This is a genomic window from Pseudomonas sp. AB6 (assembly GCF_034314105.1).
Lineage (GTDB): Bacteria > Pseudomonadota > Gammaproteobacteria > Pseudomonadales > Pseudomonadaceae > Aquipseudomonas.
Window position 1 is genome coordinate 236,920 of the sequence record NZ_JAVIWJ010000001.1, and the last position, 25,840, is coordinate 262,759.

The following is a 25,840-nucleotide window of genomic DNA, read 5'->3' on the forward strand; positions in this document are numbered from 1 at the left end:
GACCTGTGCGCATCCTCGGCGGGTTGCGCCTGTGCGAAAGGACTCTGCGGCGTGACAGTACCCCAAGGATTGAGTGATAACAGCACATGGAATGGTACACGCTTAACAGTAAACGATTCATCGCAAACCCGGTTGCAGAGAGTGCATGGATTAAGCTAAGTGGTCTTCGTATTGGCATTGCCATGGCGTTAACGACTCCTGTAATCGCTGCCGCCGATCAACCCGCTTCCGTCACCTTCAACACCGCCTTTATTCAGGGTACTAACGAGCCGGCGGATCTTGACGCGTTTCTACGCGGGAACAGCGTATTGCCCGGTACTTACAGCATCGACGTTTATGTCAATCGCACCTTGGCCGGGCGTCGTGATATCGGCTTTTTGCAAAGCCCCACGTCCAAGCGGGTCGAGCCATGTCTGACGCTGGACATGCTTCAAAGTTTTGGTCTTGATATTGACCGTTTGCAGCAGCCTGCAACGCTTGGACGCGACAGCCTGCCCGCGACATGTTTCGATCTGCCAGCTCACGTCGAGTTTGCCCGTGTCGAGTACCAACCCAATAATCTTCGCTTGTCTATCAGCGTGCCACAGGCTGCGATGGCGCGCAGCGCTCGGGGTTACGTGGCGCCAGAACTGTGGGACGAAGGCGAAACAGCGGGGTTTATCAATTACAACTTCAGTGCTGTGCGTCGGCACAATCAGCAAGAGCAAAATGATCAATACTATTTGGGGCTGCGCAATGGTTTTAATCTAGGTGCCTGGCGCCTGCGTAATGAATCCTCGTTGACGTATGGCGGTAATAAGCCTTACCAATTCACCACTAATCGCACCTATGCCCAGCGTGACCTGACGGCACTTAGAAGCCAGCTCACCCTCGGTGAGGTGTATTCCAATTCATTAATTTTCAACAGCGTGCGTTTTAGAGGCGCCGAGATTGGTTCGGATGATGGCATGTTGCCTGACAGTGAGCGGGTATATGCTCCGACCATTCGCGGTATTGCCCAGACCAATGCCACGGTGGAAGTCCGCCAAAACGGTTATTTGCTGTACAGCAACACCGTTTCTCCCGGCCCGTTCGAAATCAATGACATTTACCCCAGCGGCTCCAATGGCGATCTGTTGGTAACTGTCGTCGAAGCGAACGGAACTACGCGTTCATACACTCAGACGTTTGCATCGCTACCCGTCATGGTGCCGCAGGGAGCATTGCGCTACAGCTTCGCGCTCGGGCAATACGACAGCAACAGTGACTATCAGGCGACCCCCGCTTTCACCACGGGTACGCTGGTTTACGGTGTGTCCGAGCGGCTAACAGGTTTTGGCGGTGTGCAATGGGCGCAGGATTATCAGGCGGCCAATCTCGGTGCCGGTATCAACTCACCCATGGGTGCTTTTTCTGCGGACCTCACTCAGTCCGTCAGTGCGCAGCGCGAGCAATCTCAACAAGGGCGGAGCCTGCGCCTGCGTTACGCCAACACCCTTGATATGACCCGCACCACCCTTGCCGTCGCGGGATATCGTTATTCCACAGACCAATTTCGTACGCTGGAAGACCATGTTAATGAACAGGCCGAGCGTATCGGTCAAACCGGGGTCGGTCGGGCAAAAGACCGCCTTGAACTCAACATCAGTCAGTCATTGCCTGCACTGTCGGGTTCGTTAAGTCTCACAGCCAGCGATCAGCGTTACTGGAATCTACCGGGTAACACGCGCCAGCTTTTCTTGTCGTACAACGCTGCTTGGAAAACCATCAGCTATAGCCTGTCGATTGAGCGTAATCAGCAGATGAATGCAGATGGACAAGCGGGTACCGACCATCGCCTCTCAGTAGGGCTAACAGTGCCACTGGGGTCAAGCTCGAAATCGTCCAGGGCTTCGTTCAATCTGGTACGCGACAGCGGCGGCGATTACAACGCCCAAGCGGGGCTCAACGGCCAAGTGCTAGACGACAGAAATACCTTTTACTCGGTCCAGGCCGGACAAGACCGTAGTGCCGGTTCGTTTGGTTCGGGGAAACTTACGACCACGAAGCCGTACGGTCGTTTCGAAGCGGGGTATAGCCAAGGTCGTAATTACGATGCGATAAGCCTGGGTGCCTCCGGGTCATTGGTCGGACATAGTGGCGGGATTAACTTCGGGCAACCCTTGGGTGAAACCTTTGCGCTGGTTGAGGTGCCACAGATCAGCGGCGCGAAGCTGACCAACTACAACAACGTCGAAACATCGGCCAATGGTTATGCAGTGTTGCCTTATGCCCAGCCCTATCGCACTAATTGGGTCGCACTCGATACGCGGCAGTTAGGAGCCGACATTGATGTTGAAGACGCTATCGTTCAGGTAGTGCCCAGGCGCGGTGCTGTAAGTGTTGTGCATTTCAACGCATCGATAGGACGTCGTATTCAATTTGAGTTAGTGCGCGTGGATGGCAGCAAAGTGCCGCTGGGCGCCAGTGTGGAAGACGAACATGGAAAGTCGTTGGCAGTGGTCGATCCCACGAGTCGTGCGCTGGTGTTGAGTGATCAGGACATAGGTGTGCTGCGAGTTAAGTGGTCCGATCAAAGCTGCCAGGCGTCCTACCGCTTGCCGCCTAAAGATCCGGTCCGCGCCTATGAGCGATTGAAGGTCACTTGCCAATGATTCGGCTGGGAATTTTAGGGTGGTTGGCGGTGGGCCTTTTGCTGAACGTTCCTGGTGCGCAGGCCGCCGTATCTTTGAGCGGAACACGATTGATCTTCGACGGCAACTTTCGTGAAGTGAGCATTGAAGTCGTTAATCGCAGCAATCATGAAGTGCTGCTGCAGGCGTGGCTCAGCGATGCTGAAGACATTGACGCCGATCAGTCTAACGACCTGCCTTTTGCCGTAACGCCACACTTGTCGCAACTGTCGGCCAACCGCAAGCAGGCATTGCGTCTTCTGTATGAAGGTGTTGGCAGGCCGCTGCAGCGTGAGTCATTGCTGCATTTGTACGTGATGGAAATCCCCCGGCGGGCGGCGGGTGAAAACCAGCTGAGCATTGCGATTCGCCAACGCATCAACGTGTTTTATCGACCTCCGGGCTTGTCTGGCGACCCTGCGCAAACTGCCGAAGCGTTGCTGTGGAGTGTGATGCGTGATGAAGAGGGCGCGAGCTTTCTGCGGGTCAGTAATCCCACTGCCTACCATGCCTCACTACAGCACGTGCAACTCGATGGCGCGAATGGGAAACATCTCGTCAGCGATTACCAATTGCTACCACCGGGGGTGACCCTCAGCTTGCCACTGGGTGCTGTCGCACCTGGCAATCCAGGGTGGCATCACTTGTCCTTCAAGGCACTCACCGACTATGGCGGTCCGCGCTACTACAGCGCTGAGGTTGAAGAGCGTTTGCCGTTCAACGCTCGTTTGCGGCCGACCGCCGCATTTATCAAGGACGTACAACCATGACCCACATCTGCTGCATTCGCTCCCTAATCTCGGCGCTGTTACTGTTCACTCCGGTAACCAGTTTTGCGTTGGTATGCAAAGACAAGGGGACCGGATCTTCCGTAATTCAAGCTGATCTGGGTAGCACCGTTGCTATACCCGCGTCAGCTCCTGAAGGCACTGTTGTCTGGCGCTCGGATCAGTTCAATGTTCAGGTTGAGTGCTTCAAGGATGGTTTGCAGGCGCAACAGGAAGAAGTGTTCGTTTACCTTAACCCGGACAACAGGTTAGTAGGGCAAGGTATCAGGGTTGGACTGACCTTTAATGGCGTCGATTATCTTCAAAGCAGTGGTCGGATTGGCACCGGACAAAGCCTGCCAGTGTGCAATGAAGGGGCGTCGAATATCGATGCCTGTCCGCGTATAAACTTCAACTTGGCCTTATCGGTGTTCATAGAGAAATCTGGTCCTACGCCGCCTTCGGGTGTGGCCAGTCAGTTGCAGGATTACCGACTGCTGCAACTGGACAGCGCGGAGGGGCTGAATCCTCTGCCTGGTTATAACCTCAGCTACGTTATTAACAACCTTAGTGGCCTGCGGTTTGTTGCCTGTGATGCTGAGTTGCAGGTGATTCCTGAGACTGTCGAGTTTGGCGCAATAGGTATTCAGCAGGTAGCTGTGGGCCGGGTGATTGATCGGCGCCCGTTTTCTTTGATGACCAACCGTACCTGTGACACGCCTTTCAGCCTCGGTGCGCAGTTCAAACCGGTATCGGGCATCATATCGGGCGACTTTCTGGTTCCGGTAGCCAACGACGGCGTTGGCATTCGCATTGTCAACTCCGGCAACGGCGCCACGCTGCCTTATAACCAGCCTTTCCATTTGGCCGATCTGTTGGGGAATGACTCGTCCGCCAAAGCTGATTTCGACGCTGAACTTGTTTGGCAAACCCCCAACCCCAAAGCGGGTGCATTCGAGGCCGAAGTCATCATCGACCTGTTTTACAAATAGAAGGCGATGGGAGGTCGGAGGCGGTGCCGGCAGGCCGTCCAGGATTCAGGTATGCTGCGCGGCCTTGGGTGACCGCCCATCATCGCCCTACGACAGACTCGATACTTTTGGAGCTTCCATGACTACCCCCGAACACACGCCAGCTCCTGAAGCCGTCGCCGAACAGGGCGCCGAGATCGTTGCAGGTAAAAAAACTGCGATCATTCCGGACTTCAAGTTTTCGTTCAAAGCTGCTGAATTCACGCCAGTGAAGACCTTGGAAGAGCCGTATTACAAGAAGTCCGGCAAAGCCAGCCACAACAAGATCCCGGGCGCCGCGCCGCATGGCACTCGCAAGTCCATGGGTAAGCGCTGATTCCTGACCTTGTAGTTACGCTTATGCATTTTGTTGAAAGCGTTCGCGGTACTGGGTAGGGGTTACCCCAAGTCGCTGGCTGAAAATCAGGCGCATGCGGCTGGCACTGCCAAATCCGCAATGATAGGCCACGGCCTTGATCGCCAATTGGCTGCCTTCGAGTAAATGACGCGCGGCGTCGATCCGCGCCCGTTGCACGAATTCAGCCGGGGTCACTTTCGCGTCTCGGGCGAAGATTCGCGCAAAACTTCGCGGACTCATCGCAACCACTTGTGCCAGCCGCTCCACAGAGAACGGCTCGGCGATGTGTTCCATGACGTAGCGCTGGATTTTTGCCACCGGCGAACCTTCATTGTCGGGCGCTGTCAGGTAGGGGCTGAACTGCGATTGTCCCCCTTGACGCTGCACCACCACCAACAAGCGCTTGGCTACCGCCAATGCCACCGCTGCCCCGTGGTCTTCCGAGACTAATGCCAAAGCCATGTCGATTCCGGCAGTAACCCCTGCGCAGGTCATGAGCGCACCATCGCGCACATAAATTCGGTCAGGCTCAACCCGCGCCAGAGGAAATTGCTCGGCCAGTTGGCGTGCATGGCTCCAATGAGTGGCGGCCTGTTTGCCATCAAGCAGCCCGGCATGTCCCAAAATAAACGCTCCGGTGCAAATAGACCCATAGCGCCCAGCGAGCGGCGCCGCTTTACGCAACCACTTGGTTATCGCAGGCTGAGGCATGCTTTCAGGCAACAGCGGGCCTCCGGGCACCAGCACCACGTCAAATTGATGAGGGGCGTCTTCAATAGCGACCTCGGCACCCAGCGGCATGCTGTTGGACGCCATGATCGGATAGGAAGCGGTGCCGATCGTAATGATGCGATAGCCGTTAGCCGCAGGTACAAAACGGTTAGCCTCAGCAAACACATCTAATGGTCCCGCGACATCTAATGACTGGACGCCGGGAAAGATCACAATCGCCACACTTTTCATTGATGGTCGTTCATGTGTTCCGTAAGGAAATAAAGGTGTAGTTCAGAGGTTCATGGGTTACGACCTGAGCTCCGGCTAACTGCAAGGTATCTATAATTTCCGGGCCCGACACGTGGAATGACCAGTTGGACTCGACGGATGATTGCGCAGACGTAGGAAAATCGGCAACTTCTTGCATGGCACCGGCGAAGGCAGTCATGTCCGGCAAATAGGCAGTGAAACCGTCGCCCTTGAGTGCGGCGGTGCGGATACCCAGCACATCGCAAATGGCGTTTTTAGCAGCAACCTCATCGTGATCGGCTAGCCGCGATTGTTCGATGAGTGCCATCAGATGAGCGTCGACCACCGCGTTTCCAAGGATGAGATCCGGTCCCTGTTCCCATGCGTTAGGCGGACAATCCTTGCTCTCGGGTTTTAGAGGGATATGCGGGTTGATCTCCATTGGGTAAATTCGGCAGACCAGAGGACGACGCTCATAAATACGGCACATATTTTCTGCGTCAAGATTCCGGCAAGGTCCGACGTTATAAGCGGCGAACGTGATAGCAACATAAGCGGTCGCGCTGCCGCTGAGGACTTTGAGTGAACGGCGTTGTGCGTGGGTGCGTTGCACGGCTATTACGCCGTATCCATCCTCAAGGAAAGCTTCGGCCAAGATGATCACCGTACCGCCATCGGCCGTCCACTGTCCGGCCTCGAGTAATGTCAGCGGGACGTGATGGTCGTTGCAGCATTTTCCGCAACCTACGCAGGCAAACTGAGTCTTCATCAAAGTAGAAAGCCCAAAAAATGCACGTTGTGACGGTGACAGATTTACCCGCATCGTCACTGCCGAGGCAGATTTTGAAGCAAGTTATAAGCCATTGATCTTACTTTTTCGCCGGGGTCAGCATTAAGTCCCACTCGGTCACCACCGCCGTTTTGCTTTGGCGCTGATAAAGGCACAGCTCGGTGCCGACTTTGTTTTTCATGTGTGGTTGTGGGTAGTGCCCTTTGAGCACAAGCGCGCTGTAACCGATGCTGTCGTCGAATAGCGCTGCGGCGCCTGCGGGTTTTACGTCTTTTAGTTGGCTGGCCTTGACACAGCTAGCGATGACGGCGTTATCCAGATCTTTCCAGGCCTGATCGCTGGATGCATTGGCTTGGCTGCCAATAACCGTAAGGCCTGTGAGCAATAGCGCGAATGCTTTCATGTCGATTTCCTTTTTGAGCAGTATCCATTGGATGCCAAATTATGGCAGACAAGCTCGGTAGGAATTCGTCGTATAACGGCAATGCGTTGGACATAACGCATGCCAGATGTTTCATTCAGGCGTGAAGCGGCGTGATGGGTCTCCGGCACTTTGAGATCGACGCTGGCTGCGTCACGCAGACGAAACATGCGGCGGTGTTAGCGAGACTTCGTCTCAATAGGGTGATTTAGATGCCTTGGGCCTCGACCGTTCGGGCCGCTTGAATCAAGCACTTGGTCAACTCGGGAGAAGAAAATTTAGTAAGCACTGCGTTTGCTCCGGCTGCACTTGCTTTTTCGCTGTTCATTTTGCTATCCAGGGAGGTGTGCAGAAGCACGTATAAGTCCTTGAAATCCGGTGTTTCGCGTAACGTTCTGGTAAAAGCGTAGCCATCCATCTCCGACATTTCAATGTCAGAAACCACCACATTAATCTGCTCGGCAGTGCCTTGCAGCTCAAGCAGTTGATCGATGGCCTCCTTGGCGCTGCGTGCCGTGTGGCAATGGACTCCCAGGGTGCGCAGTGTTATTAGCGATTGCTGCATGGCAACCTGACTGTCATCGACCAACAGGATATTCGCCTTAGACAAGACTCGCGCTTCTTCTTCGCTCAAGTGCACGGGTTCGTTGACGATTCTAGCCGGCGCGATGCCGTGAATAACTTTTTCGATATCCAGCACCTGTACCAGTACGCCGTCAACCTGGGTTACGCCCGTGATAAACGATCTATTGCCCGAGCCGAAAGGCGGTGGGCGGATGTCGGTGGTCAAGCAGTGAACGATCTTGCTCACCGCCTGGACGTGCAGACCCTGCTTGGAACGGCTCACATCTGTGACGATCAGGCACCCACCCGATGGATCTACCAACGGTTGCTCACCGATTGCGCGGCTAAGATCGATCACCGACAACGACGCCCCCCGCAGGATAGCGACGCCCTGAACGTGTGGATGGGATTCGGGTAAACGGGTCAGGGGAGGGCAAGGGATAATTTCGCTGACTTTGAGCAAATTGATTGCCATCATTTTGCCGCTGCGCAAGGTGAACAGCAGCAGCGATAGAGAATCTGCGCGGGCTTTATTCGAGGACATATCAACCTTCTGAAATTAAAGGCGTCGCTATACATGAGCGGCGAACAGCTTTCGATGTCGGGTTATCGACTTGCCTGAAGCAGGCTTGAGCCGCTTTTGTGCCTAAGATCATCGACCATTTGTAACATATGTAGTCATAAAGACATTTGTGAGTCTTTATGACTTGTATTTGAGTGGGGTCAATTTGATATATATTTCCTAATATGTTGAATTATAACGACTTAAAATATGGCATGAAAACTGATGGGGCAAGGTACCTGTTATCAAGCCTTGCGGCTTAGGAGTCATCCCCATGTTAAGCGCTCATGATCGTGCCATTGTTAAATCCACTGTGCCACTCCTCGAAAGCGGCGGCGAAACGTTGACCACGTATTTCTACCAAATGATGCTGAGAGAGTACCCGGAGGTGCGGCCTTTATTTAACCAGGCTCACCAAGCCAGTGGTGATCAGCCTAGAGCGCTGGCTAACGGCGTATTGATGTATGCGCGCCACATCGACGAACTAGAGCAACTGGGCGGACTGCTTGCAAAAATCATCAATAAGCACATCGCTTTGCAGATTTTGCCGCACCACTACCCCATCGTAGGTACCTGCCTGATTCGCGCCATTGAAGAAGTGCTGGGCAGTGACATCGCAACACCTGAAGTTTTGCGGGCCTGGAGCAATGCGTATAAACAGCTCGCCGACATTTTGATTGGCGCGGAGCAGGTGATTTACGAGGAGAAAGCCGACGCTGTGGGCGGCTGGCGCGGGGCGCGGGAATTCAAGGTGGCTCGCCGCGTTGATGAAAGTGCTGAGATTACCTCGTTCCATTTTGTGCCTGTCGATGGTGAGGCTGTTCTGGGTCACATCGCTGGCCAATACATTGGCTTGCAACTCTTCATTAATGGCGAAGAGACGCGCCGCAACTATTCGTTGTCTGCGGTAGCCGATGGCTGCCAGTACCGTATCAGCGTCAAGCGTGAGCCCAACGGCTTGGCGTCGAATTTTCTGCATGACCACTTGCACGTCGGCGAGCGCATTAATCTCTTTACGCCTTCAGGAGAATTCACACTGACCGATAGCCTAAAACCGCTGGTGTTGATCAGCGGCGGGGTAGGCATTACGCCGACACTGGCGATGCTTGAAACCGCGTTGGCGACTTCGCGGCCAGTGCATTTTATTCACTGCGCGCGCAATGGCAGTGTGCATGCTTTCCGGGGTTGGGTTGATGGCCTTGCCAGTCTTTATCCGCAGTTGAAGCACTTCTATTGCTACGCCGAAGACGATGGCGTTAGCTCTCCCGCGCATTCAGTGGGATTATTAGATCAACAACGACTGGAGCAATGGTTGCCTGAAGACCGTGATCTGGATGCTTACTTCCTGGGGCCGAAAGGATTTATGGCGGCGGTAAAGCGCCAGCTCAAGGCGGCGGGTGTGCCTGAGCAGCAAAGTCGTTACGAGTTCTTCGGCCCGGCTTCTGCGCTTGAATAAAGATTGTTGAAGTACGCGCTCAACATGTCTCATCCTCGATAGATGTCAGTGTGATGCCATCGGTCGATTCGATTTATCCTTGCGGTGATTTGCGCTTGAGTTGGTAACGACTGCCCATGATTATCGCGGGCGATTCGTCCGTTGAGCATTTACACTCTGTGTCAGACCATTTAAAGGGTAAAGGGATGAGCGATAACTTAATGTATCTGGGGCGCGAGAAAAAATTTCTAGTGATGCTAGGGGTGATTTGCCTTGCGATGATCGGAGGCGCTTTGTACATGCAGGTGGTACTGGAAGAGGCGCCGTGCCCATTGTGTATCCTGCAACGTTATGCGTTGTTGTTTATTGCCATTTTTGCGTTCATTGGCGCTCTGATGCCGGGTCGCCTCAGCATTACGGTGTTCGAGGGGTTGGTGATGCTCAGTGCAATAGGCGGCGCCATGGTTGCAGGGCGCCACGCGTACATCCTTGCGCATCCCATAGAAAGCTGCGGTATCGATGTGCTTCAACCTATCGTGGACAGTATGCCGTTGGCCTATTTATTTCCGCTGGGATTCCAAGTGGATGGCTTCTGCACTACGCCTTATCCGCCAATACTAGGATTATCATTGGCTGAGTGGGCGTTGGTCGCATTTGTATTGACGGTGGTGTTGGTCCCGTTGGGAATTTTGCACAATCGCCGTAGTAGTCGTTGAACTTGAGGTATAGACTTCGAACGCCTTACATTTCCTGTGGAGATTAGGGCGCTCATCTGTACCGTGTTCACCTTGGTAATTGATTTTTGCAGATTCTGATATGAACTATTGCTGAATGAGTCATAGTCAGCAAAAGGTTACCTATCTACAATCGCCAGCATTAACCAGTCAGCACCGCACGCGCTATGGAAGAAACGATGCCCTCGGCGTCTCTACCACCTTTGTAGAGCGCGCCAGCATCAGGCGTTGACACCTCAGAATATCCGCACCAAATGGAATTGGTCTGCCAACCAGGCCGTTGCCACCATTCAAATAAGAAAACACAGATAATTTCGGATTTGTCGTTCGGCTCTTGAGCTGCTCAGGCACGCCCTTATTCAAATCAAAAAAAACGCCAACACCGGCAGGCTTTAGTGTCTGCGTTCGAAATCCAACTGACTGCGCAAGCTGCTTTAGAGGTCGTGAGATGAGTAGAAAAGGGTACCCCAGATTACTAGGCTTCTTAGCCTTTTTGAGCACACTCGCGCTCAGTGGTTGTGGTATGTCCGTCCTTGATCCCAAAGGGCAGATAGGCGTTGACGAGAAGAACCTGATCATCACCGCCACCGTGCTGATGTTGTTAGTCGTCGTGCCTGTGATCGTCATGACGTTTGTGTTCGCCTGGAAATATCGCGCCTCGAACACTCAAGCTACGTACGCACCAGACTGGGCACACTCGCATAAAATTGAAGCCATTGTCTGGGGCGTCCCGACCGTTATCGTTATTGCGTTGGGCATTTTGATCTGGAAATCAACTCACGACCTCGATCCCTACAAACCGCTTGAGTCGGCCATCAAACCAGTCACCATCGAAGTAGTGATGATCGACTGGAAATGGCTGTTCATCTACCCGGACTTGGGCATTGCCACGGTCAACGAAATCAAGTTTCCCGCTAACGTACCGGTTAACTTTCGGATCACATCCGACGCGACGATGGGTTCATTCTTCATCCCAGGCCTGGGCGGTCAGATCTACGCCATGGCCGGTATGGAAACCAAACTGCACCTGATCTCCAACGAGAATCATGTATACGACGGTATGGCAGCCAACCTCACTGGCGAGGGGTTTTCTGACCAGAAATTCAAGGCATACGCTACCTCCCAGGCTGATTTTGACGCCTGGGTTGCTGCCGCCAAGAAAGCACCAAATCAGCTCGACTTGATGCAATTTAACGAACTCGCCAAGCCAAGCGTGAAAAACCCTGTGGAGTACTTCGCCACCGTTCAGCCAGATCTGTTCCAGACCATCATCGATAAGTATGAAGGAATGAACAAAGGCGCCGGGATGAAGCATGAGGCAGGTGAGAAGAGTGAAATGACGGGTATGGACATGACTAAGCATTCGGCTGCCGGGGCAGAGGAGTAACAGATGTTCGGTAAATTAACGCTGGACGCGATTCCCTTCCATGTTCCGATAGTGATGGTGACGCTGTGCGTCATCGCGCTGGTTGGTGCGGCAGTGATCGCTTTAATAAGCTACAACCGCAAATGGGTTTACCTGTGGTCTGAATGGTTGACTTCGGTTGACCACAAGAAAATCGGCGTGATGTACATCGTCGTTGCGCTGGTCATGCTGCTGCGTGGTTTTGCAGACGCCCTCATGATGCGCTCACAGTTGGCCCTGGCCAGCTCCGGCGGTGAAGGCTACCTGCCACCGGAACACTACGACCAGATCTTCACCGCGCACGGTGTGATCATGATCTTCTTCATGGCGATGCCTTTTGTGGTCGGCCTGATGAACATCGTCGTACCGCTGCAGATTGGTGCTCGAGACGTTGCCTTCCCGTTCCTCAACTCGTTGAGCTTCTGGTTGTTCGTTGTCGGTGCGGTATTGGTCAACTTGTCACTGGGTATCGGCGAATTCGCCCGTACCGGTTGGGTTGCCTATCCACCGCTCTCCGGCCTGGCTTATAGCCCGGGCGTGGGGGTTGATTACTACATCTGGGCCTTGCAGTTATCCGGGTTGGGTACGTTGCTGACGGGGGTGAACTTCATTGTCACCATCCTGAAAATGCGCGCACCTGGCATGACCTTGATGAAAATGCCGGTGTTCACCTGGAACTGCCTGTGCACCGCGATCTTGATCGCGGCATCGTTCCCGATCCTCACCGCCACCTTGATTCTGCTGACGCTTGATCGTTATCTGGGCATGCACTTCTTCACCAACGAGCTTGGTGGCAACCCGATGATGTATGTCAACCTCATCTGGGCCTGGGGCCATCCAGAGGTTTACATCCTGATCCTGCCGGCATTCGGTGTGTTCTCGGAAGTGACGTCGACGTTTACCAAGAAAACACTGTTCGGCTACAAATCGTTGGTCTATGCGACTATCGCAATCACTGTTTTGTCGTTCGTTGTTTGGCTTCACCACTTCTTCACAATGGGTTCGGGTGCCAACGTCAACGCGTTCTTCGGAATCATGACGATCATTATTGCCGTTCCCACGGGAGTGAAGATCTTCACTTGGCTGTTCACCATGTTCCGCGGTCGGCTTGAATTCACCACACCAGTTCTGTGGACGTTGGGCTTTATCGTAACCTTCACTATCGGCGGCATGACCGGCGTACTGCTGGCGGTTCCGGGTGCTGACTTTGTGTTGCACAACAGCCTGTTCCTGATCGCTCACTTCCACAACGTGATCATCGGTGGTGCGGTATTCGGTTACCTGGCAGGTTTCACCTACTGGTTCCCGAAAGCATTCGGCTTCAAGCTTAACGAGCGCCTGGGCAAGTACGCATTCTGGTGCTGGATCGTCGGCTTCTACCTGGCATTCATGCCGCTCTACGTACTGGGCTTCATGGGTATGACCCGTCGCCTGAACCATACCGATAATCCGCAATGGACTCCTTGGCTCATCGCGGCCTTCGTTGGCGCGTTGGTCATCATGTGCGGCATCGCGTTCCAGCTCATTCAACTGGTTGTCAGCATCCGTGACCGCGAGAAGAACCGTGATCTCACTGGCGATCCGTGGGATGCCCGCACCCTTGAGTGGTCAACTTCTTCGCCTCCACCGTTCTACAACTTTGCCGAGCAGCCGGTTGTTGACGATCTGGATGCGTATTGGGGCATGAAAGAGCGCGGGATCAAGACCAAAACTGCCGCGGATTACAAAAAAATCCACATGCCGCGTAACACTGGCGTGGGCTTCTACATCGGCTTTGGCAGCCTGATCTTCGGTTTTGCCTTGATCTGGCACATCTGGTGGTTAGCTGCGATCGGTCTGGTCGGGATGGTGGCAACCTTCATCATTCGCTCGAACGACGACGACATCGACTACTACGTCCCTGCCGAAGAAGTCGCGCGAATCGAAAACGAACGCCTTCAACTTATGGCTAAGCAGGCTTAAACCATGTCGAACTTAGTATTAGAAAGCCAGATTGCCCATGCTGAGGAGCATGGGCACGAGGATGCCGGGTCAATGACCGTGTTCGGCTTCTGGATCTACCTGATGACCGACTGCATCTTGTTCGCGACGATCTTCGCCGCTTACTCGGTGCTGAGCAACAACGTTGCAGGTGGCCCGTCGGGCAAAGATATCTTCGAGCTGCCTTACGTTTTGGTAGAAACCTTCTGCCTGCTGTTCAGCAGTATCACCTACGGTTTCGCCATGTTGGCGATGCACAAAGGCAACAAGAAGGGCGTGATCGCTTGGTTGATCGTGACCTTCTTGTTGGGTCTCAGCTTCATCGGCATGGAAATCAATGAATTCCATCACCTGATCGCTGAAGGCTTTGGTCCTGATCGCAGCGCCTTCCTGTCCGGCTTCTTCACGCTGGTGGGGACCCACGGTTTGCACGTGACTTCTGGTTTGATCTGGATGGCCGTGCTGATGTTCCAGATCAAGAAGAAAGGTCTGACCGCAACCAACATGACCCGTTTGAGCTGCCTGAGTTTGTTCTGGCACTTCCTGGACGTGGTTTGGATCTGCGTGTTCACCGTTGTCTACCTGATGGGAGCACTGTAAATGGATCACGCTAATATCAGCCATGCTGGCGCCGAACACGCGCATGTCGGCAGTGCAGGTGCCGACCACGGCAGCTTGAAGTCCTACGCTATCGGTTTTTTCCTGTCGGTGATCCTTACGGTGATTCCGTTCGGTCTGCTGATGCACCCGATCTTCGCTCAGCCGGTCACATTGGCAATCGTAGTGTTGTTCGCAGTGGTACAGATATTTGTCCACCTGGTGTTCTTCCTGCACATGAACAGGTCGTCCGAACAGCGTTGGAATATTGTCGCTTTTGCCTTCACTGCCCTGATCATCGTGATCGTGGTCGGCCTGTCGTTGTGGGTGATGTACAGCATCCACACGAACATGATGGCGCACTGAGGAATCTGAATGTCCCTTAAGCACTTTATCCAAATCACCAAGCCGGGGATCATTTTCGGTAATGTGCTTTCGGTGGCAGGTGGCTTCTTCTTGGCTTCTAAAGGGCATGTCGACTTCGGCGTGTTCTTGGCTGCGGTAATAGGCACCTCGTTGGTAGTTGCGTCAGGTTGCGTTTTTAACAACTGTATTGACCGCGACATCGACGTGAAAATGGAACGAACCAAGAATCGGGTGCTGGTGCAGGGGTTGGTTTCGTTGAAGCTGGCCTTGCTCTACGCCACCGTTTTGGGCGTCGCCGGGGTGGGCTTGCTTTATACCAAGGCCAACCCGCTGGCAGCGCTTTTTGCAGTCATTGGATTTGTGATTTACGTCGGCTTCTACAGCCTGTACCTAAAGCGCAAATCGGTGCATGGCACGTTGGTTGGAAGTCTATCTGGAGCCATGCCACCGGTGATTGGTTACGTGGCGGTGAGCAACAGCTTCGATATGGCGGCGCTGACGTTGCTGGTGATGTTCAGTTTGTGGCAGATGCCGCATTCCTATGCCATCGCGATTTTTCGCTTCAACGATTACCGAGCTGCGTCGATCCCGGTGCTTCCGGTGCTGCGCGGTATTGTCGTCGCCAAGCGGCACATCCTGATCTACATCTTGGCGTTTCTGGTAGCAACGCTGATGTTGACGATCGGTGGTTATGCCGGCTTTAGTTACCTGGCCGTTGCTGCAGGGATGGGAATGTACTGGTTGTATATGGCCTGGACGGGCTATAAAGCGGTGGACGACACTATTTGGGCACGTAAACTGTTTGTATTCTCCATTCTAACCATCACTGCTCTTAGTGTGATGATGTCAGTTGATTTTCAGGTGCCAAGTGAGTTGCTGGTTACTTACGCACGTTGAACCTACGCAGATGCTTGAACAGAGACGCCCCGCTCCGATAAAGAGCGGGGCTTTTTTTATGGCTTGGTTGGGTAATCTTCGTTCAGCAACGTCAGGCAAAACGAGCGAACTGTAAAAGTGGCGATGAGGCGATGGCAAAAGCCATCACGTTACAGCATGATAGGGGCGCTCGACGCCCATGGAAGAATGGTTTCGCCGCCGCTCCGATATTGTCTGGTCTGATGACTGGAGCAGAGTGGACCCCAAAATGACTGCGACTCGCCTTGTCCGGCGCCGCTGTCGATAGACTCCAGTAGAAACATCAAATGATGACCGAACACCTTACTTCCAGGAAAGAACAAGCGGCGGATGTCGGTCCGCTTGTGTCCATTGTTGCGCCTTGTTATAACGCGGAAAAATACTTGGAGGAGGCGCTTAAAAGCATTTTTGCCCAAGACTATAGCAATGTAGAAGTTATTATTGTCGACGACGGGTCGACTGATAACAGCTATGCCATGTTAGAGGCCCTGCAAAGCACTTACGATTTTCAGCTTTATACACAGCCAAACCAAGGCGTGAGCGCTGCCCTGAATTACGGGTTGAAGCATGCGCAAGGTGAATATGTATCCACCCCGGATCTAGACGACATCATGCTTCCAGAGTCCGTGCGGGTAAGGGCTGACTACCTGGATAAACATCCTGAAGTGGGCTGTGTTGGCGCCTTGGTCGTCTACATGGACAGTGAGGGCAATAACGTCAAAACGCAGAAGTCGGCGCAAATCCAGCGCTTGGGTTTCGACGAGATTCTGAGCAACGCCATTGTGGTGGGTGCCCCGGTTTCGTTGTACCGAATGGACGCGCTCCGGGCAGCCGGGTTTTACGAGCCGAGCATCAAAGTCCAAGACTTCCAGATGACGTTGAAAATAGCCGATCAGGGTTATCAGATACACATATTGCCGATAAGTGTTACCCGTTATCGACGTCATCCGAATAACCTGTCTCGTCGATATAAAGTGCTACTGGACGCTGATATGAAGGCAATCAGCCCTTATCAGTCGCACCCTGGGTATGAGAAGGGCAGGGCTGTAATCCTCAATAAAGCGCTTAAATACGCGGTCGTTACTGACAAAAAAGACGCGTGGCGATTGTTACGAGCCATCCCCCTTCGCCGTTTTAACAAAACCACTTTTCGCCGATTGAAACGGCTGCTGTTGCACCGCTAGTCGGGCGTTGTCGCTGCTTGGAACTTTACCGAAATGTTTCCGGTCTCACTCCCATCTTCGATAGAACACGGCCATGAAATTTCTTGAGGCTTTAAAAGAAAGGCGGACAAAAAAACAGCTCAATGGCATGGACAAGCTTCATCGGTTACCCGAGAAAATTAGACTGCGCTACCCGAAGTATTCATTCGGCGTTGGCACTTACGGTATTCCTGAGGTTATCAAGTTTGGTCATGATGCTGTCCTGAAAGTCGGCGCCTATACGTCAATTGCTACGGGGGTCAAAATTCTGCTGGGAGGTGAGCATCACACTGATTGGGTGAGCACTTATCCATTTCCGGCGATGATCAGCGAAGTCAACGATATCCTCGACTTCTCGACCAGCAAGGGCGACGTGGTCATCGGGAGTGATTGCTGGATTTGCACCGATGCAATGATCCTCTCCGGCGTCACCGTCGGTCATGGCGCTATCGTCGCCGCCGGTGCGATTGTGAACCGAGACATTGCGCCCTTCTCTGTGGTTGGCGGCAACCCTTGTAAGTTCATTCGCTGGCGCTTTGACGAAGAAACCCGCGCGACGTTGCTGCAATCGGCATGGTGGGACTGGCCCATCGAGGAGGTCAAGGCAATGGCGAGAACCTTGTGCAGTGCGGATATTGACGGGTTCGTCCGCTATATCAATGAGCGCAACGTGGAGCAGGGGTTGGGATGACGCTGGCACATTTTGCTCAGTACGGTGGCATCACGGTTATGCTTCCTGCCGCGATTGTCGTTGGCATTTGGCTTTACGTATCCGGGTCCAAACGCTCGGCATTGCTGTGGTTGGCGACAATGCTGTCGGTCTACGTGGTCGTTGGAATAAGTAAGATTTTGTTCAAGGGCTGGGGCATCGGCCTGCTCAGCCTCAATATTTCAGTTATCAGCGGCCACGCGATGCACACCTGCCTGGTACTTACCGTGGTATTGAGCTTGCTTGCCCGTCAAATCGATCCTCGATTGCGTTGGCCGGCGGCTGGTGTGGGGCTGATGATGGGTTGGTGGTTCGCCACGTACTGTGTGGCACCGTTTGTACATCCTCTGCAAGAGGCGATTGCGGGGGCTCTTCTTGGTTCCTTGGCCGCTTGCGTGTTTCTGTTCAGCGTGGAGGGCCTCGAAATCCGTAAAATCCCTCCTGCTGCGCTGGTGCTTGGATTGGCGTTCATGGCGTTCAACGCCACCACCACCAAATACACCGCCGAGAATCTACTGAACCGAATAGCCGTGACCCTTTCTGGCGGTGATCGGGCCTTCAAACAGCCGGAATGGCGGACACCTCAAGTGCAGCTGCAGCTCAAACCGCCCATCTGATGAAGCCCGTATGCCGCAGATTTCTCGTTTCGATCCTCACGCCATCTTCACTACCTGACGCCCCATGCGCAGTCGGTACAGCCCCAGGATGAACAAAATCCACACCGGCATGATGTAGACCGAAATGGCGATCCCCGGAATCATCAACATCATGATCAGAATCAATGCCACGAACGCCAGGCACAAGTAGTTGCTGAACGGTGTCCAAAACGCCTTGAACCCAGGCACAACGCCTTGCTCGGTCATGGCTTTACGGAACTTCAGGTGGGTCAGGCTGATCACGACCCAGTTGATGATCAGAGACGCGACGACCAGCGCCATCAACAACTCCAGCGCTTTTTGCGGCGCCAGGTAGTTGACCACCACGCACAGCAAGGTCACTAACGCCGAAACTCCGATTGCCAACACGGGTACGCCTTGTTTGTTCAGCTTCATTAGCGCTTTAGGGGCATCACCTTGTTCGGCCAGTCCAAAAAGCATGCGACTGTTGCAGTACACGCCGCTGTTGTAGACCGAAAGCGCCGCCGTCAGCACCACAACGTTAAGAATTTGTGCCGCAGTGTCGTTACCAATCAGAGCGAAAATCTGCACAAAAGGGCTACCGCTGTAGGCATCGCCGGAAGCGCCCAGTGTTTGCAGCAACGAATCCCATGGATACAGCGCCAGCAGTACGGTGAGTGCGCCGACGTAGAAAATCAGGATGCGGAACACCAACTGATTAATCGCTTTGGGAATGACTTTGCGTGGCTCACTTGCTTCTGCGGCAGTGATACCCACCAACTCCAGCCCGCCGAACGAAAACATGATGAAGCACAGCGACATCAACAGCCCGCTGAATCCGTTGGGAAAGAAGCCGCCGTGGCTCCACAGGTTGCTGAACGATGCCTGCGGGCCACCGGTGCCACTGATCAGCAGATATCCGCCGAGTACGATCATGCCGATGATGGCGACCACCTTGATGATCGCAAACCAGAACTCGGTTTCGCCGAAGACTTTCACGTTGGTCAGATTGATCAAGTTGACCAACACGAAAAATACCGCAGCACTGACCCAGGACGGCACATCCGGCCACCAAAACTGAACGTATTTACCGACGGCCGTAAGCTCGGCCATGCCGACCAACACATACAGCACCCAGTAATTCCAGCCACATAAAAAGCCCGCGTATCCGCCCCAGTACTTATGCGCGAAGTGACTGAAAGAGCCGGCCACGGGCTCCTCGACAATCATCTCGCCCAGTTGACGCATGATTAAAAACGCAATGAAACCACAAATGGCATATCCCAAAATCATTGCCGGACCGGCCGACTTGAGGACGCCCGCAGAGCCAAGGAACAGCCCGGTACCAATCGCGCCACCGAGCGAAATCAGCTGGATGTGGCGGTTTTTCAAGCCACGCTTGAGCAAGCCTGGCGTCAGGTCTTCACCTGTCATTGCTTTACCTTTCTGTATTTGGAATAGGGCGGAGGTGGAGCGGGTGTTGAAATTGGCCGTCATTCTAAAACGGGCAGTGCGTAGGAAGCATCTCTAAATTGCGGGCAGGGGCGCTTGGTATCAACTTTAGGAGCGAACTTGTAGGCGAAGCGACGTGCCGGATACATCGCGGGGTGCTTCGCCAGCAGGCTGGCTTCTACAGACTGGCAGTGCGGCAAGCTCCGTTCAAACAGACCTTAAGCCTGTCTGAACGGACTCTGGGTACTCGCTTAGCGATAGTTCTCGCGACGGAAGATCATTGGCGAAGGGCCTTGGTAAATGCCAAACCGGGCAACCCCCGTCGCAGCTTGGCGTCCGGTGCCGTTCCAGTCATACAGAAGCCATGATGGGGTGGCGGGTAAGCTGCCAAGTACCGAGCCGCTAATGCCCGGAGGTTGCAGTTTCAATAAGCCAACACCTGCGTTGGGGGCAATCATCGAAATGTTGCTATTGGCATAGTTCGCCGGTGTCAGTTGGCCGGTATAGCTGGTTAATGTTGGCGTCTGCAGAACGGCGGCGGTACAGGTGTCGAGACCTTCAGTTTGGAAGCTACCCCCCGCGATGTTTTGCCATGTTTCAAGACTTAACGGCAGGGTTAGCACCTGTAATTCTGAGCCATGGGCATTCCCCAAGCGCAGGCGCCCGAGGCGTACTTGACTGCCGGGAGTGTTGCTAAAGTCATAGCTGTAGGCAGTACATGTTGTGCCATCGCCAAAACAAGCGCCATCGGCGTCGGTCAATGTTGCAGCACTGAACCGCTGACGAATAGCGGCCGTAAACGGAAAGTCGTCAGCCAGCGGAAGGGCAGCCGGGGTGTATTGAAGGGTGTCGCCGCTCCAGCGGAAACTCTCGGCACCGTCACCGTTGTTTGCACCGCTTTGCGCTACGGTGGCCGTGGCGCTGTTGGTCAGGCGACCGATGACATCCACGCTGGTTTTGCCAGTGATCGAGGTGTACGCATCTCGAACGGGTATAGACAGTCTCCAAAACGCATCGCGGTCGTAGTTGTGCGTGATGCCTTTGTTGCGGTTAAACGCGGTGACGATGAGGTTGGGTTCGTGCCCAACGGCAAACGCCATTGGTTGGCCCTGATAGCTAAAGGATGTCCCGCAGCTCTGGGTCAGGCTGGCACTGCCCTGCACGCCCAGGAAAGCCGGAGTGAAGCGTCCGACCAGGCCACTTCTGCCGCCGCTGACAGTTTCACCAAAATAGGCGTTGGCCGCTGGTGTCGCCGTCAGTTGGAATACCCCTACTTCGGAAATCGATGTCGTGGCGGTTGTCTGGTTGCCCAGTACTTGGTTGTACTGAGTAGGCGAGAGTATGCCGCTGTCGCCCGCCGCAGGCGCAACCAATACGCTGGCGAGGGGAATGTTGGGCAGCTGAAAGTTAGACGCGATTATCCGGCCGCTGCACAACGACGCAGCGGTCAGCGGATCACCATCGGCCAGCCAGCCGACTGCTTGTATGCGAATCGGAAAGTTATCCCCGGCTCGCACACCAGGGAATGCTTTGCAGTCAGAGCTGACACCCGCGACGGTACACACCGAGTCTGTCTGGATGCACAGGCCGTAAGGTTTGGAGACGAATAAGTCGCTGCCGTTCATGCTCAAGCCGGCATCGTTGTTGGCGGTGCTGCCTAGGTAGGTGGCGGTGAGCATCATCTGACCTGCGTCGTCATAGCGGACGGTAAGGGGCGCGCTGCCGGTGCTGTCAAACACCAGGCTCAGGCGGGTAGGCGCGCTGGTGACTGCGGTGTTGTTGACGATAACGGGTTGGCTGCCAGAAACGGGACTGACATAGGTCGAGCTGAAGTTCAGGTTGCGGGTGACGTTGGAAAACCCCGGTACACAGGCTTGAGAGGTATCGCTTTTTTTCACGGCGCGCAGGGAAATGCCGCTTTGTGGCCGACCGGTAATCAGAGTTGGCACCGTGAAAATAAAACCGCTGTCGGCATAGGCGATGGTGCAACCGCTTGTTGAGCAGACAGTTTGTCCGTTACTCCCTGGAACGGACGAACTCACTCCGACGCTTACGTTACCCGCGCTGCCAATGCTCAGATACGCTTGTGCGCTGCCACCGCTGAACGTGATGGTGTTGCCATTCATCACTGCGGGTGCCGCTGCAGTCCAGCCGCTAGCAGGACTTAGCGCGATACTGACTGGATCGGTAAACGGGCTGCAACCGGCAGTGGCGCAGGCGGTGATAGTAACGGGCTGTGGATTGCAGGTCAGTGCTGTGCCCGCGTAGCTGAACGCGAAATGATCGATAGCGGCCACCGGCGGAAGAGGGGCCGGAGCGCTGCAGTAAGTATGGGCCGGGCTGGTGTTGCATCCCCCGGTGATGGACAGTGCGCCAACAGCACGGGTGGTACCACCGATGCAGGTGTCAGTGGCAGTGAGGGCCGCGCCGGATAAGGCGTCTTTAATGATGGTACTCCCCGTCAAGGTCATCGCCGCTTTTGACTGGACGCTGACGCCTACGCTGGTGCGTGTGAGCGTCATGGCTGCTCCCCCTTGTACGTTACCGCCAACGCAGGTGTCTGTGGTGGTGATCACGGCAGCGGCAATCACATCGCCAGAGACGCTTCCGCGGACCAAGGTAGCAGCCGCTTGCGTGTTTATGTTGCCGGTTATGGGGGTGTCGGTCATGGTAACCACGCCGAACGCCTTGATGTCGCCACCCACACTGCCGCCTGTCAGGGTGATTGCCCCGGAATGGCTGGTCACACTGCCGTTTATCGGTGCGCCAGTCGAGGTGATTGCGCCCTCAGCAACGACGGACCCGGCGATGCTGCCCCGGACAATCGTGATAGCGCCGGTGCTGCTGGTCAGATTTCCTTTGATCGCGGTATCGGAAGATGTCGCTGCGCCATAGCCCAGAACGTCAGCGCCTACGCTTGAATCACTAAGGGTCAATGCCCCTCCGGTACTGGTCACCGATCCGGTAATCGCGGAGCCCGTTTTGAGGGTTATGGCACCTGAGGCCTTCACATAGCCGCCAACGGTTACAGCTGCCAGTGTGCCGGCGCCTGAGGTGCTAATGACGTTCCCGTTCACTTTGGTAGTGGTGGCGGTAATTGCTCCACCAGCCTGGACACTGCCCCCGATGTTGCTGCCCGCAAGCGTCATCGTGCCGTTGGTAGTCTGGACCGAACCGGCGACGTTGGCACCGGACAGCGTAATCGTGCCAGCGGTGGAATTGATTGACCCACTGAACGTGCTTTTTGTACCTGCGACGTCAATTGCCCCGGCCGTCGAAACCAGGTCTATGGTGCTGCCGCTGGTACCAATCGTGTTGGTGTCCAGCGAAAAGCCTTGATTGGCCACGACGGTAATATTGCCGACGATCAACGTGCCCACGACCAATGAGTCGCCAGTTGCCAAAATGACTTTGCCGGTGCAGGTAAAGGTATTGCCAGTGCTGCTCCAAAGGCCCGTGCAGGGTGCGTTTGTCCCGAGCAGGCTGAAAGAATAAGCCGTCGCGGCACTGGCCGTGTTTGTCAGCAACAGGCCCCCCAAAAGCGCTCCCCAAAGGAAGCTTTGCTTCACTACTTGCTTGCTCATGGAGTGCCTTTTTCTATAGTTGCCGTGAGTTGCCGGTAGGCGTAATCGGAGCGGCTACCGGTGCTGCCGTTTTGTGCGGTCGAGGTGAAGTGGAATATCTGCAGCGGCGAACCGTTGTTGTCCAAATAGTTGTTACTGGTACACGCGACACTAACGCTGAATTCGGCAAGATTACTTCCGGTAAGACTGGGGCTGCCTTGAGTGCATAGGCCTGAACTGATTGATTGACTTATTCCCCACTCCAGCCCCGCATTGGCCGATTGGTAGGCACGAGCTTGCTGGATGGCAAGGCTGTTGGAACCGTGTTGCGCAGCAGACAGGCGCGCCATGGCCAACACCACCAAGGTGACCACAATCAACAAAAACATCGCGGCTACCAGGCCAAATCCCTGGGTGCGTTGGGGCCAGCGGCGGTCAGGGCGCATTGTCGACGTGAACCTGTTGCAATAGGTTGAAGCTTTCGTTGCCGATGGAGATCTGCAACGTCAGGGATAACAAACCGCCACGCTGAGTGCTACCCACTTGGTAGGTGAAATTGGTTTTCGAACAATCGACGTTTGTTGCCAGTGGCTCAGGGTTGGAACCTGGCGGCGGTCCGGACGGTATTGCAGAAAAAAGGGTGCTGTAGCTATAGCGAAGCAGTTGGTTATTTTCACAACGGTAGCCCACCACGGACTGCGCCGTGTACAAGCGAAATTGTGGTGACGCATAAGCAAAACGAAATCCACCTACTGGCAAATTACCAACGGCGACCCGGCTTTCCCCTATTGGTGCACCTGGAAGCAAACTGAATGTGGTGCCTGTCGGGGTTATGACGCCAGGATTTGCAGGCGCCCACACGTTACTTCCGGGCACCGGTGCACCGCCTGACTCCGCGCCGATGTTGTACATCACCATCCAGAGAGCGCCCGTGGGGTTGAATGCTCCATCCAACATCTGCACTTCGTCACAGCGAGTATCAATAGTTGAACTGCCGCAAGTGCCCGCCGGATCGGTGGAAAATCGCACGCCGTCGGTGTCTGTGCGGTTCGGACGATAACGCGCCGCACTTTGAATCAGCATCAGCTCTACGGCTTTACCGTCTGCCGATGCTCGCAATGAATTGGGAACCGCGAGGCGTACATCGCGGGTCAATCGATTCATGGCGCCCGCCGCTTGTTCCACCAGAGTGCCGCGCCTGCTCTGATCCAACAAACCTTGCAGCGGGTGCGCAAATACCGTGCTGATCACCACGACGATGATGCCGGACAAGGCGATGACGAGCACTAGCTCCACCAGGGTGAAGCCGCATGGGCGCGTTGGTCTGTTCATCAGTAGCGCGTCCGGTAGCTGCCCAGCACTAACTTTTGGTTGGCGAGATCGGTGACGGTGACTTCGACGTACAGCGCGTTGGCAGAATTCAGCCCCGCCCATGCTTGGGGGCTGACAGCGACACTGATTCGATAGCCCCCGAGGCTGGAGATAGCGTTACCGTCCGCGTCGTGGGCACCGGTGTCATTTAACCCGGCGTAATCACAGACCCGCTGGTACTGGCTACGGCTACTGGGTGGCGTGGCGCAGACGTTACCGCTTGCATCGGCGAAATCCTTCAACAGGATTTCTTCAAGGTAGGCACTGGCAATGTCCAAGCTTTGCTGGCGTAACAGAGGATCGGCCGATTGGCTGGTGATGGCCGCCATGGCCGTGAACAGTGCGACGGCAGCGATACCGATAATCGCGATGGTGAGCACTAGCTCAACCAACGTCACGCCCCGTTGGCGCTTCATTGCACCAGACCTGTGTCAGCCGTCACGCTGAACGAATGGCCACCATTCAGGGTGCCGATGGTTGCACTCGCAGCGCTGGACGGACGGCCCAGGGAGTCGAATACAACGGGAAAATTGGCCGTTGTCAGCGTCACATCAGTGGGCGCTGCAGCGGCAAAGGTTGCATCGCCATCCGGGCTCTGAACTTCGAGGCTATAAGTGCCGCTCGTACAGTTCACCGCTTGGCGTAGGTGGTAGCCGTTGGTATTAAGGCTGACCTGAGTCAGGCAACCGCTGGACAGGGCAATCTTCTGCCCATAGCGCACGGCGGCCTGGCTCTCTTCGAAGAACAGGCGTTCGTTGAACACCTGCCTATCAAAGAAACGTGGCCCCACAACAGCCGAAATGATTCCGATGATAACAATCACCAAAACCAGTTCGACGAGCGTGAAACCGCGCATATCAGGCATTAGCAGCCGCTAGTCGTAACGGCTGAGAACGCTGGGGCGGCTGTTGTGGTCGCTGCTGTATAGGTAAAGGTACAAGAGGCCGGGGTTGTCGCGTTTTTAGCGCTGATTGCCACCGTTGTAGCCGCTGCTGCGGGTTGGGTAAAGGAGTAATCACTCGAAGCAATATTTGCCGCCAATAGAATGCCTGGTGCATCCGGGTAGCCATTGAGCATCGTAATAGTCTGGCCTTCAAGCGTTACAGTCCCGCCCTCGGCCAGAAATGCAGAGTGCGCTATCGCAGAAGCAGAGCGCATGGAACCTGCTGCGCCATTGAGGGTGGCTGCTCTTGCATCGCCAGTCAGGTTAGCGAAACGCGGAAGTGCGAATGCGGCGAGAACGCCGATGATAACGATCACCATGACCAGTTCGATCAGAGTGAAACCACTTTGTTGTCTTTTCATGTTTTTACTACCTTTTGCGGAAATGAGGTTCAGTTGGTGCTGATTGATGCTTTGCCGGTATCGGCGTGTTATGCGTTGTCTGGTTGGTAAATGACTGTATAGA

At 54.7% G+C, this 25,840-nt stretch carries 25 protein-coding genes; 14 read left to right on the forward strand and 11 right to left on the reverse strand.

Annotation, left to right across the window (positions count from 1 at the left end; all coding sequences use genetic code 11):
• Positions 1 to 182: 182 nt before the first annotated feature.
• The 4 genes from RGW60_RS01185 (at position 183) to RGW60_RS01200 (ending at position 4,765) form a co-directional block, all read left to right on the forward strand.
• Positions 183 to 2,633 carry a fimbria/pilus outer membrane usher protein gene (locus RGW60_RS01185; RefSeq protein WP_322201381.1) on the forward strand — a complete coding sequence of 817 codons (2,451 nt, stop codon included), beginning with the start codon at positions 183 to 185 and terminating at the stop codon, positions 2,631 to 2,633.
• Entirely contained in the window at positions 2,630 to 3,421 is a 792-nt protein-coding gene (locus RGW60_RS01190) for a molecular chaperone (RefSeq protein WP_322201384.1), read from the forward strand. The genes RGW60_RS01185 and RGW60_RS01190 overlap by 4 nt, the downstream gene beginning before the upstream one ends.
• A complete protein-coding gene (locus tag RGW60_RS01195) occupies positions 3,418 to 4,410 on the forward strand; it encodes a fimbrial protein (protein ID WP_322201386.1) in 993 nt (330 codons plus the stop codon). The genes RGW60_RS01190 and RGW60_RS01195 overlap by 4 nt, the downstream gene beginning before the upstream one ends.
• 118 nt (positions 4,411 to 4,528) lie before the next feature.
• Complete coding sequence (locus RGW60_RS01200; protein ID WP_322201387.1) at positions 4,529 to 4,765, forward strand: hypothetical protein; 237 nt, start codon at positions 4,529 to 4,531, stop codon at positions 4,763 to 4,765.
• A 21-nt stretch (positions 4,766 to 4,786) separates the two neighbouring features.
• Here RGW60_RS01200 and RGW60_RS01205 read toward each other — a convergent pair whose 3' ends face one another.
• The 4 genes from RGW60_RS01205 to RGW60_RS01220 all read right to left on the reverse strand — a co-directional run bounded on the left by RGW60_RS01205 (position 4,787) and on the right by RGW60_RS01220 (position 8,068).
• A complete protein-coding gene (locus tag RGW60_RS01205; protein ID WP_322201389.1) occupies positions 4,787 to 5,749 on the reverse strand; it encodes a GlxA family transcriptional regulator in 963 nt (320 codons plus the stop codon).
• 10 nt (positions 5,750 to 5,759) lie between these two features.
• The gene (locus tag RGW60_RS01210) at positions 5,760 to 6,518 is read right to left on the reverse strand and encodes a YkgJ family cysteine cluster protein (protein ID WP_322201390.1); all 759 of its coding nucleotides are present in this window, start codon (positions 6,516 to 6,518) and stop codon (positions 5,760 to 5,762) included.
• A 100-nt stretch (positions 6,519 to 6,618) separates the two neighbouring features.
• Positions 6,619 to 6,942, reverse strand: a complete 324-nt coding sequence (locus RGW60_RS01215; protein ID WP_322201392.1) for a hypothetical protein — start codon at positions 6,940 to 6,942, stop codon at positions 6,619 to 6,621.
• 226 nt (positions 6,943 to 7,168) lie between these two features.
• Positions 7,169 to 8,068, reverse strand: coding sequence for a chemotaxis protein (locus tag RGW60_RS01220; RefSeq protein ID WP_322201393.1), 900 nt, complete (start codon positions 8,066 to 8,068; stop codon positions 7,169 to 7,171).
• 292 nt (positions 8,069 to 8,360) lie between these two features.
• Between RGW60_RS01220 and hmpA the strand changes: the two genes are divergently transcribed.
• From hmpA to RGW60_RS01270, 10 genes are all read left to right on the forward strand, one after another.
• Entirely contained in the window at positions 8,361 to 9,542 is a 1,182-nt protein-coding gene (gene hmpA, locus RGW60_RS01225; protein WP_322201394.1) for an NO-inducible flavohemoprotein, read from the forward strand.
• A 185-nt stretch (positions 9,543 to 9,727) separates the two neighbouring features.
• Entirely contained in the window at positions 9,728 to 10,237 is a 510-nt protein-coding gene (locus RGW60_RS01230) for a disulfide bond formation protein B (RefSeq protein WP_322201396.1), read from the forward strand.
• 466 nt (positions 10,238 to 10,703) lie between these two features.
• On the forward strand, positions 10,704 to 11,642 hold the full coding sequence (gene cyoA, locus RGW60_RS01235; protein ID WP_322201397.1) for a ubiquinol oxidase subunit II: 939 nt from the start codon (positions 10,704 to 10,706) through the stop codon (positions 11,640 to 11,642).
• A 3-nt stretch (positions 11,643 to 11,645) separates the two neighbouring features.
• Complete coding sequence (cyoB, locus tag RGW60_RS01240; protein WP_322201398.1) at positions 11,646 to 13,622, forward strand: cytochrome o ubiquinol oxidase subunit I; 1,977 nt, start codon at positions 11,646 to 11,648, stop codon at positions 13,620 to 13,622.
• Positions 13,623 to 13,625: 3 nt separating this feature from the next.
• Positions 13,626 to 14,240, forward strand: coding sequence for a cytochrome o ubiquinol oxidase subunit III (locus RGW60_RS01245; protein WP_322201399.1), 615 nt, complete (start codon positions 13,626 to 13,628; stop codon positions 14,238 to 14,240).
• The gene (cyoD, locus tag RGW60_RS01250; RefSeq protein WP_322201401.1) at positions 14,241 to 14,603 is read left to right on the forward strand and encodes a cytochrome o ubiquinol oxidase subunit IV; all 363 of its coding nucleotides are present in this window, start codon (positions 14,241 to 14,243) and stop codon (positions 14,601 to 14,603) included. It begins immediately after the preceding gene.
• Positions 14,604 to 14,612: 9 nt separating this feature from the next.
• Entirely contained in the window at positions 14,613 to 15,500 is an 888-nt protein-coding gene (gene cyoE / locus RGW60_RS01255; protein WP_322201402.1) for a heme o synthase, read from the forward strand.
• A 308-nt stretch (positions 15,501 to 15,808) separates the two neighbouring features.
• Positions 15,809 to 16,702: a glycosyltransferase family 2 protein gene (locus RGW60_RS01260; protein WP_322206820.1), complete on the forward strand. Its 894-nt coding sequence runs from the start codon at positions 15,809 to 15,811 to the stop codon at positions 16,700 to 16,702.
• 73 nt (positions 16,703 to 16,775) lie between these two features.
• Positions 16,776 to 17,411: a CatB-related O-acetyltransferase gene (locus tag RGW60_RS01265; protein ID WP_322201403.1), complete on the forward strand. Its 636-nt coding sequence runs from the start codon at positions 16,776 to 16,778 to the stop codon at positions 17,409 to 17,411.
• On the forward strand, positions 17,408 to 18,046 hold the full coding sequence (locus RGW60_RS01270; protein WP_322201404.1) for a hypothetical protein: 639 nt from the start codon (positions 17,408 to 17,410) through the stop codon (positions 18,044 to 18,046). The genes RGW60_RS01265 and RGW60_RS01270 overlap by 4 nt, the downstream gene beginning before the upstream one ends.
• 36 nt (positions 18,047 to 18,082) lie before the next feature.
• On the opposite strand, the gene RGW60_RS01275 is transcribed toward RGW60_RS01270, so the two are convergent.
• The 7 genes from RGW60_RS01275 to RGW60_RS01305 form a co-directional block, all read right to left on the reverse strand.
• Positions 18,083 to 19,480: an amino acid permease gene (locus tag RGW60_RS01275; protein WP_322201406.1), complete on the reverse strand. Its 1,398-nt coding sequence runs from the start codon at positions 19,478 to 19,480 to the stop codon at positions 18,083 to 18,085.
• Between the two features lie 269 nt (positions 19,481 to 19,749).
• Positions 19,750 to 23,082, reverse strand: a complete 3,333-nt coding sequence (locus RGW60_RS01280) for a DUF6701 domain-containing protein (protein WP_322201407.1) — start codon at positions 23,080 to 23,082, stop codon at positions 19,750 to 19,752.
• Positions 23,079 to 23,507: a hypothetical protein gene (locus RGW60_RS01285; RefSeq protein ID WP_322201408.1), complete on the reverse strand. Its 429-nt coding sequence runs from the start codon at positions 23,505 to 23,507 to the stop codon at positions 23,079 to 23,081. The genes RGW60_RS01280 and RGW60_RS01285 overlap by 4 nt, the downstream gene beginning before the upstream one ends.
• Positions 23,497 to 24,393 carry a PulJ/GspJ family protein gene (locus tag RGW60_RS01290; protein WP_322201410.1) on the reverse strand — a complete coding sequence of 299 codons (897 nt, stop codon included), beginning with the start codon at positions 24,391 to 24,393 and terminating at the stop codon, positions 23,497 to 23,499. The genes RGW60_RS01285 and RGW60_RS01290 overlap by 11 nt, the downstream gene beginning before the upstream one ends.
• Positions 24,393 to 24,848, reverse strand: a complete 456-nt coding sequence (locus tag RGW60_RS01295) for a prepilin-type N-terminal cleavage/methylation domain-containing protein (protein WP_322201413.1) — start codon at positions 24,846 to 24,848, stop codon at positions 24,393 to 24,395. The genes RGW60_RS01290 and RGW60_RS01295 overlap by 1 nt, the downstream gene beginning before the upstream one ends.
• On the reverse strand, positions 24,845 to 25,297 hold the full coding sequence (locus RGW60_RS01300) for a prepilin-type N-terminal cleavage/methylation domain-containing protein (protein ID WP_322201415.1): 453 nt from the start codon (positions 25,295 to 25,297) through the stop codon (positions 24,845 to 24,847). Before RGW60_RS01300 ends, RGW60_RS01295 begins: the two co-directional genes overlap by 4 nt.
• Positions 25,297 to 25,737: a type II secretion system protein gene (locus RGW60_RS01305; RefSeq protein ID WP_322201416.1), complete on the reverse strand. Its 441-nt coding sequence runs from the start codon at positions 25,735 to 25,737 to the stop codon at positions 25,297 to 25,299. Before RGW60_RS01305 ends, RGW60_RS01300 begins: the two co-directional genes overlap by 1 nt.
• Positions 25,738 to 25,840: the final 103 nt, after the last annotated feature.

What these genes read in the sequence shown, in the direction of transcription:
- cyoB (WP_322201398.1), top strand. Translation starts at nt 11,646, where the DNA reads ATGTTCGGTAAATTAACGCTGGACGCGATTCCCTTCCATGTTCCGATA.
- RGW60_RS01275 (WP_322201406.1), bottom strand. Translation starts at nt 19,480, where the DNA reads ATGACAGGTGAAGACCTGACGCCAGGCTTGCTCAAGCGTGGCTTGAAA.
- RGW60_RS01270 (WP_322201404.1), top strand. Translation starts at nt 17,408, where the DNA reads ATGACGCTGGCACATTTTGCTCAGTACGGTGGCATCACGGTTATGCTT.
- cyoA (WP_322201397.1), top strand. Translation starts at nt 10,704, where the DNA reads ATGAGTAGAAAAGGGTACCCCAGATTACTAGGCTTCTTAGCCTTTTTG.
- RGW60_RS01205 (WP_322201389.1), bottom strand. Translation starts at nt 5,749, where the DNA reads ATGAAAAGTGTGGCGATTGTGATCTTTCCCGGCGTCCAGTCATTAGAT.
- hmpA (WP_322201394.1), top strand. Translation starts at nt 8,361, where the DNA reads ATGTTAAGCGCTCATGATCGTGCCATTGTTAAATCCACTGTGCCACTC.
- RGW60_RS01295 (WP_322201413.1), bottom strand. Translation starts at nt 24,848, where the DNA reads ATGAAGCGCCAACGGGGCGTGACGTTGGTTGAGCTAGTGCTCACCATC.
- RGW60_RS01245 (WP_322201399.1), top strand. Translation starts at nt 13,626, where the DNA reads ATGTCGAACTTAGTATTAGAAAGCCAGATTGCCCATGCTGAGGAGCAT.
- RGW60_RS01280 (WP_322201407.1), bottom strand. Translation starts at nt 23,082, where the DNA reads ATGAGCAAGCAAGTAGTGAAGCAAAGCTTCCTTTGGGGAGCGCTTTTG.
- cyoD (WP_322201401.1), top strand. Translation starts at nt 14,241, where the DNA reads ATGGATCACGCTAATATCAGCCATGCTGGCGCCGAACACGCGCATGTC.
- RGW60_RS01210 (WP_322201390.1), bottom strand. Translation starts at nt 6,518, where the DNA reads ATGAAGACTCAGTTTGCCTGCGTAGGTTGCGGAAAATGCTGCAACGAC.
- RGW60_RS01220 (WP_322201393.1), bottom strand. Translation starts at nt 8,068, where the DNA reads ATGTCCTCGAATAAAGCCCGCGCAGATTCTCTATCGCTGCTGCTGTTC.
- RGW60_RS01200 (WP_322201387.1), top strand. Translation starts at nt 4,529, where the DNA reads ATGACTACCCCCGAACACACGCCAGCTCCTGAAGCCGTCGCCGAACAG.
- RGW60_RS01185 (WP_322201381.1), top strand. Translation starts at nt 183, where the DNA reads ATGGCGTTAACGACTCCTGTAATCGCTGCCGCCGATCAACCCGCTTCC.
- RGW60_RS01290 (WP_322201410.1), bottom strand. Translation starts at nt 24,393, where the DNA reads ATGAACAGACCAACGCGCCCATGCGGCTTCACCCTGGTGGAGCTAGTG.
- cyoE (WP_322201402.1), top strand. Translation starts at nt 14,613, where the DNA reads ATGTCCCTTAAGCACTTTATCCAAATCACCAAGCCGGGGATCATTTTC.
- RGW60_RS01230 (WP_322201396.1), top strand. Translation starts at nt 9,728, where the DNA reads ATGAGCGATAACTTAATGTATCTGGGGCGCGAGAAAAAATTTCTAGTG.
- RGW60_RS01195 (WP_322201386.1), top strand. Translation starts at nt 3,418, where the DNA reads ATGACCCACATCTGCTGCATTCGCTCCCTAATCTCGGCGCTGTTACTG.
- RGW60_RS01305 (WP_322201416.1), bottom strand. Translation starts at nt 25,737, where the DNA reads ATGAAAAGACAACAAAGTGGTTTCACTCTGATCGAACTGGTCATGGTG.
- RGW60_RS01215 (WP_322201392.1), bottom strand. Translation starts at nt 6,942, where the DNA reads ATGAAAGCATTCGCGCTATTGCTCACAGGCCTTACGGTTATTGGCAGC.
- RGW60_RS01285 (WP_322201408.1), bottom strand. Translation starts at nt 23,507, where the DNA reads ATGCGCCCTGACCGCCGCTGGCCCCAACGCACCCAGGGATTTGGCCTG.
- RGW60_RS01265 (WP_322201403.1), top strand. Translation starts at nt 16,776, where the DNA reads ATGAAATTTCTTGAGGCTTTAAAAGAAAGGCGGACAAAAAAACAGCTC.
- RGW60_RS01260 (WP_322206820.1), top strand. Translation starts at nt 15,809, where the DNA reads ATGACCGAACACCTTACTTCCAGGAAAGAACAAGCGGCGGATGTCGGT.
- RGW60_RS01190 (WP_322201384.1), top strand. Translation starts at nt 2,630, where the DNA reads ATGATTCGGCTGGGAATTTTAGGGTGGTTGGCGGTGGGCCTTTTGCTG.
- RGW60_RS01300 (WP_322201415.1), bottom strand. Translation starts at nt 25,297, where the DNA reads ATGCCTGATATGCGCGGTTTCACGCTCGTCGAACTGGTTTTGGTGATT.